Annotated in this window: 14 protein-coding genes and 1 riboswitch; of the genes, 6 read left to right on the plus strand and 8 right to left on the minus strand. The window is 76.4% G+C overall.

Translation table 11 applies throughout. The features are described from left to right. Nucleotides 1-33: 33 nt before the first annotated feature. Complete coding sequence (locus tag ACI784_RS03070; protein ID WP_457012487.1) at nt 34-1233, minus strand: fatty acid desaturase family protein; 1200 nt, start codon at nt 1231-1233, stop codon at nt 34-36. Nucleotides 1234-1267: 34 nt separating this feature from the next. Next, nucleotides 1268-2368, minus strand: coding sequence for a ferredoxin reductase (locus tag ACI784_RS03075; RefSeq protein ID WP_457012488.1), 1101 nt, complete (start codon nt 2366-2368; stop codon nt 1268-1270). 101 nt (nt 2369-2469) lie between these two features. Between ACI784_RS03075 and ACI784_RS03080 the strand changes: the two genes are divergently transcribed. The 3 genes from ACI784_RS03080 to ACI784_RS03090 are packed head-to-tail and all read left to right on the plus strand — an operon-like array spanning nt 2470 to nt 5565. Beyond that, nucleotides 2470-3663 carry a PucR family transcriptional regulator gene (locus ACI784_RS03080; protein ID WP_456921886.1) on the plus strand — a complete coding sequence of 398 codons (1194 nt, stop codon included), beginning with the start codon at nt 2470-2472 and terminating at the stop codon, nt 3661-3663. A 22-nt stretch (nt 3664-3685) separates the two neighbouring features. After that, complete coding sequence (locus ACI784_RS03085) at nt 3686-4267, plus strand: RBBP9/YdeN family alpha/beta hydrolase (protein WP_457012489.1); 582 nt, start codon at nt 3686-3688, stop codon at nt 4265-4267. Beyond that, nucleotides 4264-5565: a CoA transferase gene (locus ACI784_RS03090; protein ID WP_457012490.1), complete on the plus strand. Its 1302-nt coding sequence runs from the start codon at nt 4264-4266 to the stop codon at nt 5563-5565. Before ACI784_RS03085 ends, ACI784_RS03090 begins: the two co-directional genes overlap by 4 nt. A 252-nt stretch (nt 5566-5817) precedes the next feature. On the opposite strand, the gene ACI784_RS03095 is transcribed toward ACI784_RS03090, so the two are convergent. Beyond that, nucleotides 5818-6423: a class I SAM-dependent methyltransferase gene (locus ACI784_RS03095; RefSeq protein WP_457012491.1), complete on the minus strand. Its 606-nt coding sequence runs from the start codon at nt 6421-6423 to the stop codon at nt 5818-5820. A 7-nt stretch (nt 6424-6430) separates the two neighbouring features. Here ACI784_RS03095 and ACI784_RS03100 point away from each other — a divergent pair, with 7 nt between their 5' ends. Then, nucleotides 6431-6628 carry a hypothetical protein gene (locus tag ACI784_RS03100; protein WP_457012492.1) on the plus strand — a complete coding sequence of 66 codons (198 nt, stop codon included), beginning with the start codon at nt 6431-6433 and terminating at the stop codon, nt 6626-6628. On the opposite strand, the gene ACI784_RS03105 is transcribed toward ACI784_RS03100, so the two are convergent. Beyond that, the gene (locus ACI784_RS03105; protein ID WP_457012494.1) at nt 6594-7961 is read right to left on the minus strand and encodes a DNA polymerase IV; all 1368 of its coding nucleotides are present in this window, start codon (nt 7959-7961) and stop codon (nt 6594-6596) included. The genes ACI784_RS03100 and ACI784_RS03105 overlap by 35 nt on opposite strands. Nucleotides 7962-8104: 143 nt before the next feature. On the opposite strand from ACI784_RS03105, the gene ACI784_RS03110 reads away from it, so the two are divergent. Together ACI784_RS03110 and ACI784_RS03115 are read left to right on the plus strand one after the other, a co-directional pair. Next, nucleotides 8105-8665: a hypothetical protein gene (locus ACI784_RS03110; RefSeq protein ID WP_457012496.1), complete on the plus strand. Its 561-nt coding sequence runs from the start codon at nt 8105-8107 to the stop codon at nt 8663-8665. Further along, the gene (locus ACI784_RS03115; protein WP_457012497.1) at nt 8656-10212 is read left to right on the plus strand and encodes a flotillin family protein; all 1557 of its coding nucleotides are present in this window, start codon (nt 8656-8658) and stop codon (nt 10210-10212) included. The genes ACI784_RS03110 and ACI784_RS03115 overlap by 10 nt, the downstream gene beginning before the upstream one ends. A 3-nt stretch (nt 10213-10215) precedes the next feature. Here the strand turns inward: ACI784_RS03115 and ACI784_RS03120 are convergent, their stop codons facing one another. The 4 genes from ACI784_RS03120 to thiM form a co-directional block, all read right to left on the minus strand. After that, complete coding sequence (locus ACI784_RS03120) at nt 10216-10905, minus strand: TenA family protein (protein WP_456921894.1); 690 nt, start codon at nt 10903-10905, stop codon at nt 10216-10218. Then, a complete protein-coding gene (gene thiD, locus ACI784_RS03125) occupies nt 10902-11744 on the minus strand; it encodes a bifunctional hydroxymethylpyrimidine kinase/phosphomethylpyrimidine kinase (RefSeq protein ID WP_457012498.1) in 843 nt (280 codons plus the stop codon). Before thiD ends, ACI784_RS03120 begins: the two co-directional genes overlap by 4 nt. Beyond that, on the minus strand, nt 11741-12412 hold the full coding sequence (thiE, locus tag ACI784_RS03130; protein ID WP_457012500.1) for a thiamine phosphate synthase: 672 nt from the start codon (nt 12410-12412) through the stop codon (nt 11741-11743). Before thiE ends, thiD begins: the two co-directional genes overlap by 4 nt. Continuing rightward, nucleotides 12409-13206 (minus strand): hydroxyethylthiazole kinase, encoded by a 798-nt coding sequence (gene thiM / locus ACI784_RS03135; RefSeq protein ID WP_456921897.1) that lies wholly within the window; start codon nt 13204-13206, stop codon nt 12409-12411. The genes thiE and thiM overlap by 4 nt, the downstream gene beginning before the upstream one ends. Beyond that, nucleotides 13199-13293: riboswitch (TPP riboswitch) on the minus strand. Its footprint overlaps the gene before it by 8 nt. Between the last annotated feature and the right edge of the window lie 16 nt (nt 13294-13309).

Raw genomic sequence — 13309 nt, forward strand, 5'->3', positions numbered from 1 at the left:
GTCGGCTCCCGCCGCCTCAGGGGCGGCCAAGGGTCAGGCCGCGGCGGCCTCGGCCAGGAGCCGGCGGCGGACCTTCGGCGACCCGGTGCTCATCTTGTAGAGCTTGACCAGCTGCGAGGGCAGGTTCCGCGCCGTCGTCTTGTCCAGCCACCCGTTGGGCAGCGACAGCCGGATGATCTTGTGCCAGGCCGACGCGACCTGCTTCGGCAGCGGCGCCGAGTGGTAGTTCAGCCCGTACCGGTCGAACAGGTCACGGACCCGGGGCGCGATCTCGGCGTACCGGTTGCTCGGCAGGTCGGGGAACAGGTGGTGCTCGATCTGGTGCGACAGGTTGCCGGTCATGATGTGCATGGCCTTCGACCCGGAGATGTTCGCCGAGCCCAGCATCTGCCGCAGGTACCACTCACCGCGGGTCTCGCCGTCGATGGACTTCTTCTCGAAGGTCTCCACGCCCTCGGGGAAGTGCCCGCAGAGGATGACGGAGTTCGACCACAGGTTGCGCACCAGGTTGGCCACGAAGTTGGCCGTCAGGGTCGCCAGGAAGTTGGGCCCGGACAGCAGCGGGTGGACGAGGTAGTCCTTGCGTGCCTGCCGGCCGATCTTGCGCAGCACGGCCTTGGCCCGCGCGCGGAACTCGGGGTCACCGGTCTGCTTCTTCGCGATGACCGCGCCGAGCTCGAGGTCGTAGGCGGCGATGCCGTACTCGAAGAAGCAGGCGTTGATGAAGCTCCACAGCGGCTGCCCCAGGTACATCGGCACCCACGTCTGGTCCTCGTCGACGCGCATGATGCCGTAGCCGAGGTCGTTGTCCTTGCCGATCACGTTCGTGTACGTGTGGTGCAGCTCGTTGTGCGAGTGCTTCCACTGCTCGGCCGGGCTGGCCATGTCCCACTCCCACGTCGTGGAGTGGATCTTCGGGTCGCGCATCCAGTCCCACTGCCCGTGCAGGATGTTGTGCCCGATCTCCATGTTGTCGAGGATCTTGGCCACCGAGAGGCCGATCGTCCCGAGCACCCAGGCGGGCGGGAAGCCCGAGGCCAGCAGCACCGCGCGGCTGCCGAGCTCGATCTTCCGGTGGACGTCGATGACCTTGCGGATGTAGGCCGCGTCGGCCGCACCGCGGGTGTCGATGACGCTCTGACGGATGTCGTCGAGCTCCTTGCCGATGAGCTCGATGTCCTCGGCGGTGAGGTGGGCGATCGGGTTGACGGGCTTCTTCTGCAGGACGGTCACGCGTGAGTCCTCCGCTGGGTTCGGGGGCGGTCGGTCAGTGGTCGATGTCGCAGGCGCCGGCGGCGGCGCTCACGCAGGTCTGGATGAGGACGCCGTCCCCGGGGGCGGCGGTGGTGACCTCGCCGTTGCGCAGGTCGCGGACCGCGCCCTCCCGCAGCGGCAGCACGCAGCCGAAGCAGATGCCCATCCGGCAGCCGCTCGGCATGAGCACGCCGGCCTCCTCGGCGGCGTCGAGGATCGTCGTCGCGCCGTCGGCCTCCAGCGTCGTGCCCGACTTCACGAAGGAGACGGTGCCGCCCTCGCCGGCGACGACGGTCGTGGGTCGGAACCGCTCGGTGAACAGCCGGTCGGCCAGCCCGGCCGTCTCCCAGTGCTCCTCGAGGGCCTCCAGCAGGCCGACGGGGCCGCACGCCCAGGTGGCGCGCTCGGCGTGGTCGGGCACCAGTGCGGTGATCGCCGCGGCGTCGAGCAGCCCTGCGGTCTCGGTGTGCTGCTCGACCAGCCGGATCCGGCCGGCGGCGGCCAGCGCCCGCAGCTCCGCACCGAAGACGACGTCCTCGGCGGTGGGCGCGGAGTGCACGAGGACGACGTCGGGGAGCTCGGGGTGGTTGCGCAGGATGCCCATGACCGGCGTGATCCCGGAGCCCGCGGTGATGAACAGCGTCTTCGCCGGGGCCGGCGTGGGCAGCACGAACTCACCCGCGGCCTGGTCGAGCTGCACGATGGTGCCCGGCTCGGTGTGGTGCACCAGGTGGCTGCTGACCTTCCCGCCGGGGATGGCCTTGACGGTGATGCTGATGCAGCCGTCGGAGCGGGTCAGGTCCGAGGTCAGCGAGTAGGCGCGCCACTGGCGGACGCCGTCGACGTCGACACCGATGCGCACCCACTGGCCGGGCACGTGCGGCCGCCAGTCGGCGCCGGGGCGGATCACGAGGGTCGCGGCGTCGCGGGTCTCGTGGTGCACCGCCTCGATGCGCCCGCGCAGGGCGGCGCCGGAGCGCAGCGGGTGCACCAGGTCCAGGTAGTCGTCGGGCAGCAGCGGCGTCGTCACCAGCTCGGCGAGGCGCAGCGCCCGCCGGCGCAGGGCGGTCAGGGCCGGCCGGGCCGGGGAAGGGCGCGGGACGGTCGCGGTCATGCTTCTGATCGTTCCCAGCCCACCGTGCAATTACCTGTGCTCTCGACGTGAACCTCGGGCCGGATACTGTCTCGGCCGAACAAAGAACCGGTGACGGTGAGGTGAGTGTGACGCCGGAGCAGAACCCCTTCACCCCCGCGGTGGCCGCGGCCATGCGCGCCGAGCTGCCCGCGGTGGCCGAGAGCACCGTGGCCGCGATCGTCGTCGAGGTGCCCAGCTACACCGAGGCCTTCCGGGGCGACATGGGCCGGGCGATCGAGAACGCCGTCCAGCTGGCGCTCGGGGGGTTCCTCCAGCTGGCGACGACGACGGCCGGTGTCGACGCCAGCCGGCCGATCGGTCCCGCGCTCGAGGGTGCCTACGCCCTGGGCCGCGGGGAGGCCAAGAACGGGCGGACGATGGACGCGCTGCTGGCCGCCTACCGGGTCGGCGCCCGTGTGGCGTGGCGGCACATGAGCGAGACCGCGGTGGGTGCCGGGATGCCCGCCGCCTCGCTGGCCCGCTTCGCCGAGCTGGTGTTCGCCTACATCGACGCGTTGTCGGCCTCCAGCGTCGCCGGCCACGCCGACCACCTGGCCACCAGTGGCCGCGAGCGCCGCCGTCACCTGGAGCGGCTGGCCGAGCTGCTGCTCACCGGCAGCCCGGCCTACGACCTGGCCGCCGCGGCCGAGCGGGCGGACTGGACGCCGCCGCGGACCCTCACCGCGGTGCTCCTCCCGGAGGCCCGGGCCCGCGGGGCGGTCGCCCAGCTGGATGCCCGCACGCTGCAGGCCGGCACGGACCTGCCCGGCGCCGAGCCCTCCACCGAACGGGCGGTGCTGCTCGTGCCGGACGCGGAGGGGTTCGCCCGGGGCGGCCTGCTCAAGGCGCTGTCCGGGCGCGAGGCCGTCGTCGGACCGCCGCGACCCTGGCAGGACGCCCGGTCGTCCTACTCGCGGGCGCTGCGGGCGCTGCAGCTGGGCCTGCGACCCGAGGGCGAGGCGCCGGTGGACACCGAGCAGCGGCTGGCCGAGCTGGTCCTGCGGGCCGACGGCGAGGCGCTGGCCGACCTGCGCGCCCAGGTGCTCGCGCCGCTGGAGGACCTCGCCCCGGGTCCGCGGGAGAAGCTGGTCGAGACGCTGCGCTCGTGGCTGGCGCACCACGGACGGCGGGAGCGGATCGCCGCGGAGCTGTTCGTCCACCCGCAGACCGTGCGCTACCGGATGGGGCAGCTGCGCGAGCTGTTCGGCGACCGCCTGGAGGACCCCCGCACCGTGCTGGAGCTCACGATCGCCCTGGGCACCGCCGAGCCCTAGGCCGCTCCCTACGATCGCCGCCGTGATCGGCTTCCTCGTGGCGCACGGCTGGGAGAACCGGCGTCCGGCCGGGCACTGGCAGCACTGGCTGGCCGGGGAGCTGGCCGTGCAGGGGCACGCCGTGGCCTACCCGCAGTTCCCCTCGCCCGACGAGCCGGTGCTCGACGAGTGGCTGGCCGAGTTCCGCCGCCACCTGGCGGCCCTGGACGGCGACGAGCGGGTGCTGGTGTGCCACAGCCTGGCGGTCCTGCTCTGGTGGACGGCGCAGCCGGCACTCGGGGACCTGCAGCCCGACCGGGTCCTGCTGGTCGCCCCGCCCTCTCCCGACCGGCTGCGCCGGGAGCCGGCGGTGGCCGCCTTCGTGCCCGACGGCATCGAGACGACCCCGCTGGACGACGACGTCCGCCGCCGGGTGCGGATGGTGGCCTCCGACGACGACCCGTACTGCCCGGGCGGGGCGCTGGAGGTCTACGGCAGGCCTCACGGGCTGGACCTCGACGTGGTGCCGGGCGGCGCGCACCTGGACCTGCCGGCGGGCTACGGGTCGTGGCCGGCGGTGCTGCGCTGGTGCACCGACCCGAGTGTGCGGATCACCGGTCGATGAGCGCTCTGCTCGACGAGGTCTGGCCGCTGCTGACCGGGAGGGCGGCGCCGTCGGTCCGCGTCGTCGGGGCGACCGGTCTGGGCGGGCCGCTGCCCGTGCCCGACCTCGCCGTGGGGTCGGTCGCCGCGCAGTTGCTGGCCGCGCGGCTGCTCCGCGGCGGCTCGGAGCCGGTCGAGGTGGACGCCGCGCACGTCGGGCCGGCGTTCCGCAGCGAGCGGTTCGCGGCGGTGGGCGGGCAGCCGGTCGCGCCCGGGTTCGCGCCGCTGTCGCGGTTCTGGCGGACCGCCGACGGCTGGCTGCGGCTGCACGGCAACTACCCGCACCACCGGGACGCCGCGTTGCGGGTGCTGGGGCCCGAGGGTGGCCCGGCGGCGGAGCGGTGGCGGGCCGAGGAGCTGGAGGCGGCCGTCGTCGCGGCGGGAGGTGCGGCCGCCGCCGTCCGTCCGCGGTCGGTCTGGGCGGGGACGCCGCAGGGGCGGGCCGTGGCGGGAGCCCCGCTGGTCGGGTTGCGCCGGGTCGCCGACGGGCCCGTGCGGGCGTCGTCCCCCGACGGGGTGCGGGTGCTGGACCTGACGCGGGTCATCGCCGGCCCGGTCGCCACCCGCACGCTCGCCTCGCACGGCGCGGACGTGCTGCGGGTCGACAGCCCGCGGCTGCCCGAGGACCCGGGGCAGCTGGTCGACACGGGGCCCGGGAAGCGGCACGTGCTGCTGGACCTCGCCGCGGCGGCCGACCGCCGGACGGTCGAGGGGCTGCTGGCGGGGGCGGACGTCGTGGTCCAGGGGTACCGGCCCGGGGCGCTGGCGCGGTTCGGCCTGGATCCCGCGTCGCTGGCGTCCCGGCACCCGCACCTGGTCGTGGTGAGCCTGTCGGCCTGGGGCACGGCCGGGCCGTGGGCACAGCGGCGGGGCTTCGACTCGCTGGTGCAGGCGGCGACCGGGATCGCGCTCGAGTGCGGGTCGGCCGGGGAGCCCGGGGTGCTGCCGGCGCAGGCGCTGGACCACGCGACCGGTCACCTGGCCGCCGCGACGGTGCTGGCCGCGCTGGCCCGCCGCCGGGAGGAGGGCGGCGGCTGGCACGGGGAGCTCTCCCTCGCGCGCACGGCGCACTGGCTGCTGGACGCACCGCGGGTCGCGGCCCCAGCGGCGGCCTCGTCGGTCGATCCGGCGCCGTACCTGCTCTCCCTGCCGTCGCCCGACGGGCCGGTGACGCTCGTCGCGCCGCCGGGCTCGCCGCCGTGGCGGTCCGCGGCGGTCGGGCCGGCGGGGCAGCGGCCGGTCTGGCTGCCCCGGCCGTAGCCGGGGCCCTGGCGTGCGGGGTGCGGCGAAGCCTCGAGGGTGCGGCGGCGTCGGGTCACGGCGTCCTCGGAGCCGGCGCACAGCTGCCGTCCAGGTTCCCCGCTGACGATGGTGGTGCCGGGTCGACGGACCCCACCGTCCCGTTCCCACACCCCGGCACCCGCAGGTCGCCCCGAGGGGAGGCGGCCGGGGGCGGGTGGCGCGAGGCCCAGCGCCCTGGACAGCCGGGTCTCGCGCCGCCCGCGGCACCCCTCAGGCGGGGCGGAGGACGGCGACCAGGAACTCCGACGTCGGCGTGAACGGCCGCAGGTCCCAGGTGGCCAGCAGCAGGTCCGGCGTCCAGCCGCCGGTGCGGGTGTCGGCGAGGAAGTCGTCGAAGGCGTACCCCCGGCCGGCGCCGAAGCCGATGGCCGCGCGTCCGTCGCCGGCGACGTGCGCCCGCAGCCGCTCCAGCACCGCGACGCGGGTGGAGGGCGCCAGGAACGTCATCACGTTGCCGGCGCAGACGATCGCGTCGAAGGCGCCCGCCACCCCGGCCGCCGGCAGGTCGAGCTCGGCGAGGTCGCCGACCAGCCACCGCGGGCCGGGGTGGTCGTCCTCGGCGGCGGCGATGAGCACCGGGTCGACGTCCACCCCGACGACGTCGTGACCGGCCGCAGCCAGCCGGCCGCCCACCCGGCCCGGCCCGCAGCCGGCGTCGAGCACGCGGGAGCGGCGGGGCAGCATCGCGTCCACCAGCCGGGCCTCGCCGCCGAGGTCGGCGCCCTGCGCGGCCATGGTGCGGAAGCGCTGCACGTAGGCGGCCGAGTGCCCGGGGTCGTCCTGCGTCATCTGCACCCACGCGCTCTGGTCGACCATGCGGCCCATGATCGCCCCCGGTCGCGACCGAACTGGCACCCGGCTCCCAGCCCCCGGCCGGCCGGACGACGTCCTGCCAGCCGACCGGGCGGTCGACGTGGCCGCCGCTGCGCTCGCAGATCACCCCGGCGCGGTCATCGACGGGGTCGACGTCCACGTCGACTCCGACCTCACGGTGCCGGGCCGGCCGGCGTTCCCGGGCTGACCCGCCAGTCCGGCGGGTCGGCGGGGTGCAGGGCGGGGTCGTCGGCGGCCAGCGTGCGCACCGGTCCGGGCGGCGTCCCGGGGCCCTCGAAGCGCACCGTGACCCGGCCCAGGCCCCGGCCCCACACCCAGCCGGCGCCGAGGTCGTCGTGCCGGACGTCCTGCCCCGGCCACCACCGCTGCTCCGCGGGCAGCGGGGCCTCCGGCTCGTCGGGGGCCTCGTCGGGGACCGGGTCCTCCTCGGCCGGCGCGGGGTCGTCGGCCGCGAACAGGTCGCCCTGCGCGTAGGGCGACAACCCCGAGACGCCGACGCCGAGCAACCGCAACCCCCCGGCGGTGCCGGCCTCGGTGAGCAGCCGGCGGGCGATCCCGGCGATCGCCCGCGGGTCGTCCGTCGGCTGCGGCAGCGTCTGCGAGCGGGTGAGCGTGGTGAAGTCGTAGCGCCGCAGCTTGAGCGTCACGGTCCGGCCGGACAGGGCGGAGTCGCGCAGCCGGGTGGCGACCCGCCCGGCCATCGTGTCGATCTCCCGCGTGAGGACGGCGACGTCGGTGAGGTCCCGCTCGAACGTCGACTCCTGCGACACCGACTTCGCGCCGCGCTCGGCCACCACCGGCCGGTCGTCCTCGGCGCGGGCCAGCGCGTACAGGCCCCCGCCGTGCGCCCGCCCGGCCAGCGCGACCAGGTCCGGCAGCGACCGGGCGGCGAGGTCCGCGACGGTCTTCACGCCGATCTGGTGCAGCCGCTCCGCGGTGGCCGGGCCGACGCCGCCGAGCCGGGTCACCGGCAGCGGGTGCAGCACGTCCAGCTCCCGCCCCGGGGGGACGACGACCAGCCCGTCGGGCTTGTCGAGGTCGGAGGCGATCTTGGCCATGAGCTTCGAGGACCCGATGCCCACCGACCCGGTCACCCCGCCGGTGGCCTCGGCGATCCGCTCCTTCAGCCGGCGCCCGAGCGCGGTGACGCCGTCCACGGAGAGGTCGTGCCCGGCACCGGCCGCGAGGTCGACGTAGGCCTCGTCCAGCGAGGCGGGCTCCACCAGCGGGGAGAGCTCCCGCAGCAGTTCCATGACGACGTCGGAGGTGCGCCGGTAGGCGGCGAACCGGCCGCCGAGGAACGCCGTCCCGGCCGGGCAGCGCCGCCGCGCCTCGGCGGTGGACATCGCCGAGCGCGCCCCGTAGGCCCGCGCCTCGTAGGACGCCGTCGCCACCACGCCGCGGCCGCCGACCCCGCCGACCACCACCGGCCGCCCGCGCAGCGACGGCTTGTCGCGCTGCTCGACCGCGGCGAAGAAGGCGTCGAGGTCCAGGTGGAGGATGCTCGCCTCCCGCCGCACGCCCCACCTCCTCGCTGTCGCCGGCCCACCCCATCGTCGCCCGTCCTCCGACCGGGTGACGCGGACGCCCCGGTGCCGGTTCCGGTTGATCACCGGCGCCCGCGCCTGCGAGTGTCGGCGGCCACACCGACGGAGGGGGGCGCGTGGAGGTCGCTCTCCTGGTCGTGGGCGCGATCGGCCTCGCCGTCCTGCTGCTCTCCCTGGTCGTCGGCGAGATCGGCGACCTCGCCGGCGACGCGGACGGCCCCTTCTCCGTCCCCGCCGTGGCGGCGCTGCTCGGCGGCGTCGGCTTCGGTGGCGCCGCCGCCGCCTCGCTCCTGCCCGACGACCTCCCGGACGCCGGCCGGCTCGGGCTGGCCCTGGTCCTCGGGCTGGCCGTCGCGGTCCCGCTGGCCTGGGCCGCGGTCCGGCTGTCGCGGGCGCTGCGGAACATGCCCACCGCCGAGACCCTCACCCGCCACCACCTGCTCGGGGCACAGGGGGTCGTGGTCTCCGCCGTCCCGACCGCGGGGTTCGGGGAGGTCCGGCTGCGGGTCGCCGGCCAGCAGGTGAAGTTCGCCGCCCGCAGCGACGTCCCACTGGCCGCCGGCACCCCCGTCTACGTCGTCGAGGCGCTCAGCGAGACCGCCGTCCAGGTGGTGTCCACCGCGCCCGACCCCCTGCCCGAGCTGCCCCAGACCGGAGGCCCCGAACCGTGGACCTGACCCTGCTCATCGCCATCGGCGGCATCGCCGTCCTGGTGCTCCTGCTCGTGCTGCTGGTGCTCTCCCGGATCAAGGTGGCCGGACCCAACCAGGCGTTCATCGTCACCGGCCGGCAGGGCCGCCAGGTGACCAGCTCCAACGGGGTGACCTCACGGGACTCCTCCGGTCAGAAGGTCGTCATGGGCGCGAGCGTCTTCGTGCTGCCGGTCGTGCAGAAGCTGCACACGATGGACCTCTCCAGCCGCCGCATCCCGGTCGGCATCCGCGGGGCGGTGTCCAAGCAGGGCGTGAAGTGCGACCTCGAGGGCGTGGCCATCGTCAAGGTGGGCGGCACCGAGGACTCCATCCGCGCCGCCGCGCAGCGGTTCCTCAACCAGCAGGAGGGCATCGACACCTTCACCTCGGAGGTGCTCGCCGGCGCGCTGCGCTCCATCGTCGGCCGGCTGACGATCGAGGAGATCATCCGGGACCGCGCGGCGTTCGCCTCCGCCGTCGCCGAGGAGGCGGAGTCCTCCCTCACCGGGCAGGGGCTGGTGCTCGACACCTTCCAGCTGCAGGACATCCAGGCCGAGGGCAGCTACCTGGCCGACCTGGGCCGTCCCGAGGCCGCCCGGGTGCTCAAGGAGGCGAGCATCGCCGAGGCCCGCGCCCGGCAGGCCGCCCAGCAGGAGCAGCTGCTGGCCGACGAGGCGATCGCCGTCGCCCAGCGGCAGCTCGCGCTCCGGCAGGCGGAGATCACCGCCGAGACCGACGCCGCCAAGGCCAGGGCCGCCGCGGCCGGCCCGCTGGCGCAGGCCGCCCAGGACCAGGCGGTGCTCATCGAGCAGGAGAAGGTCGCCGAGCGGACGGCGGCGCTGACCGAGCGGCAGCTGGACACCCAGGTCCGCCGGCCGGCCGATGCCCAGCGGTACAAGGTCGAGCAGGAGGCCGAGGGCCGCAAGAACTCCGCGATCCTCACCGCCGAGGCGCAGCGGCAGGCCACCATCGCCGCCGCCCAGGCCGCCGCCGAGCAGGCCAAGCTCTCCGGTGAGGGTGAGCGGGCCCGCCGCTCGGCGCTGGCGGAGGCCGAGGCGATCGAGGGCGCCAAGCGGGGTGAGGCCGAGAAGCTGCGCCGGCAGGCCGTCGCGGACGCCGTCGAGCGCGAGGGTCAGGCCGAGGCGGCCGCGATCCTCGCCCGCGGGCAGGCCGAGGCCGAGGCGCTGGACGCCCGCTCGGAGGCCTTCGCGAAGTACGGCGAGGCGGCGATCCTGGAGATGCTGGTCAAGGTGCTCCCGGACGTCGTCCAGGCGGCCGCCGCCCCGCTGGCCGGCGTGGACAAGATGACGGTCATCTCCGCCGACGGCGCCGGCTCGCTGGGCCGGTCGGTGGCGGCCAACGTCGCGCAGGGCCTGCAGCTGTCCGGCGACCTCACCGGCGTCGACGTCGCGGCGCTGCTGCGCCGGCTGGGCGGGGCGGGTGCGCCCGGCGCGGACGGTGCCTCCCGGGCCACGGACGGCGCCACCCGCATCCCGATCGTCCCGGCCACGGGTGAACCGCCGGCGAGCTGACCGTCAGAGCCGGTCCGGCCAGGTCTCCCGCTCGTGCGCCGCCCGCCAGAACTCCAGCTCGTACCGGGTGGCGACGGTGAACGCGCGCAGCATCGCGGGCTCCGCCCCGGGCGACGCGAGGGCGGCCGCGTCCACCAGTGCCCGGGCCTCGCGAGCGGCGTCCTGGAACGCCGGGGAGTCGTAGGCGGCGACCCAGCGCAGGTACGGGTGCCCGGGGACGAGCGCGGCGGTCCGGGCCAGCCGCGCGCCGACGTCCGCGTACACCCAGTAGCAGGGCAGCGCGGCGGCGGCGCCCACCGCGTACGGAGCCGTCGCCGCCGCGGCCACCAGGTAGGAGACGTAGGCCAGGCAGGTCGGGGAGGGCACCGGGTCGCCATCCGGCCGGTCGGCCGGCCGGAGCTCGGCGGCCAGCAGGTCGGCGTGCAACTGGCGCTCGACCGTCGCGGTCGTGGCCGCGGACGTCGCCCAGAAGGCCGCGGCGGCGGAGTCCGGGGCGCGGGCGGCGAGCAGGGTCAGCGCCCGGGCGTACTCGGCGAGGTAGAGGGTGTCCTGCTCCAGGTAGTGCCGGAAGGTGGCCGGCGGCAGGGTGCCCGAGCCCAGCTCTGCGAGGAAGGACAGCTCGTCGATGGCCACCCGCAGGCCGGCGGTGGCCGCCCAGGCGCGCTCGGTGAACCGCTCGGTGGACGAGGTCACGACGGCCAGATGCCGGCGAAGTGGTGGACCGGGCCGGCCCCGGAGCCGATGCCCAGCCCGGCGCCGCCGACCAGCGCGGCCTGCAGGTAGTCCCGCGCCCGCTCCACCAGGGGCAGCCAGTCGCCGGCGCCCTCCGCGGCGGCGAGGGCGGCCAGCGCCGAGGAGAGCGTGCAGCCGGTGCCGTGCGTGGCCGAGGTCGCCACCCGGGGCCGCCGGGTGGGCGTCGCGCCGGCCGCGGTGACCAGGACGTCGACGCTCTCCGCCCCGCCCAGGTGGCCGCCCTTCAGCAGCACCGCCCGCGGGCCCAGCGCCAGCAGCGCCTCGCCCTGCCCGACCAGCCCGTCGACGTCGGTCGCGGGCGCGGCGTCCAGCAGCGCCGCCGCCTCGGGGACGTTGGGCGTGACGAGGTCGGCGAGCGGCAGCAGGGTGGTGCGGACGGCGTCCACCGCCGACTCGTCGATCAGCCGGTGGCCGCTGGTCGACACCATGACCGGGTCGCAGACGACCGGGCCGGCGGGGCGGGCGGCCAGGACGCCGGCCACTGCGGCGACCACCTCCGCCGTCCCGAGCATGCCGAGCTTGGTGGCGGCGACGGGGACGTCGTCGAGCAGCGTGTGCAGTTGCTGGGCGACGAACTCCGCCGGTACCGGGTGCACGCCGGTCACGCCGCGGGTGTTCTGCGCGGTGAGGGCGGTCAGCACCGCCGTCCCGTAGGCCCCGAGGGCGCTGAAGGTCTTGAGGTCGGCCTGGATGCCGGCCCCGCCGCTGGGGTCGCTGCCGGCCACGGTGAGCGCGACCGGTACCCCGGCCCGCCGCGGGGGCGCGTCCGGCGCGGTCACCGGTGCGCCCCCGCGGCCCGGCCGGCGGCGATCCCGGTCCGCAGGGCGCGAGCCGCCGCCTCCGGGTCGGACGCGGCGCAGATCGCGGACACCACGCAGATCCCGTCGACCCCGGTGCGGGCCACGTCGGCCGCCCGGCCGGCGTCGATGCCCCCGATCGCCACCGCGGCCAGGCCACCGGCACGGGCGGCGGTCGCCAGCGCGGCGGCGCCCGCGAGCCCCAGCCCCGGAGCGGCGTCCGGCTTCGTGGGGGTGGCCCACACCGGGCTCAGCCCGACGACGTCCACGGTGCCCGCGGGCAGGGCCAGCGCCGCGTCGAGTTCCGCCGCCGAGGAGACGCTCACCCCGAGCAGCCGGTCCGGCCCGAGCAGCGCGCGGGTCTCCCCCGGCGGCAGGTCGTCCTGTCCCACGTGCGCGCCGTCGGCGCCGGCGACCACGGCGACGTCCACCGCGTCGTTGACCACCACCGCCACGTCCGGCCGGTCGGCGAGCGCCGTCTGCACCGCCCGGGTGAGCGCCAGCAGCTCCCGGCGGGAGGCGGTCTTGTCGCGCACCTGGACGGCGGTGACCCCGCCGGCCACCGCGGCGCGGACGACGTCGGCGACCGGCCGCGGGTGGCACAGCGCGGTGTCGGTGACCAGGTAGAGGGTGGGGTCGAAGCGGGTCACCGGGAACCCCGGATGTCGGCGCCGGCCAGGGAGTCGCCGTCCAGGGCGTCGAGCGCGTCCAGCCACGCGGGCGCGAAGGTGCCCGGGCCGTCGGCGAGGTCGGCGGCGACCTCGGCGGCCAGCGCCACGTGGGCGTGGGCGGCGACGGTGCCGGTGAGGGCGTCGCCGGTGGCGGCGACGTAGGCGGCGACCAGCGCACCGAGGGCGCACCCGGCACCGGTGGTGCGGGTCAGCAGTTCCGAGCCGCCGCCCACGCGGACCGTCCGCCGCCCGTCGGTGACCAGGTCGACCTCGCCGCTGACGGCCACCACCCCACCGGTCCGGCGGGCCAGGTCGGCCGCGGCCGGGGCCGCGGCGTCGGTGCCGGCGGTGCTGTCCACCCCGCGGCCGCCGCTGCCCGCGCCGGCCAGCGCCATCACCTCGGAGGCGTTGCCGCGGACCACCGTGGGCCGCAGCCCGACCAGCTCGGTGGCCAGCTCGGTGCGGAAGACCAGGCCGCCGACGGCGACCGGGTCCAGGACCCACGGCGTCCCGGCGGCGGCCGCCGACCGGGCGGCCAGGCGCATCGCCTCGGCGGTGCGGGCGTTCACCGTGCCCACGTTGACCAGCACGGCGGAGGCGACGGCCGCGAAGTCGGCGGCCTCCTCCGGGGCGTCGACCATGGCCGGCGCCGCGCCGGCGGCCAGCAGGGCGTTGGCGGTGAGGGTCTGCACGACCGTGTTGGTCAGGCAGTGCACCAGGGGGGTGGTGGCGCGCAGGGCCGCCCGGGCCGCGCGCAGGTCGTCGGCATCCACGCCGTGACATCCCTTCGCCAGTACGAACTGGAGCAGGTTCGACGGGTGTGCTCTCAGTCCCCTGCGGGGACACCCCGTGTCACTTCCGCCGCCGAACCTAACA

Source organism: Geodermatophilus sp. SYSU D01186 (assembly GCF_054050215.1).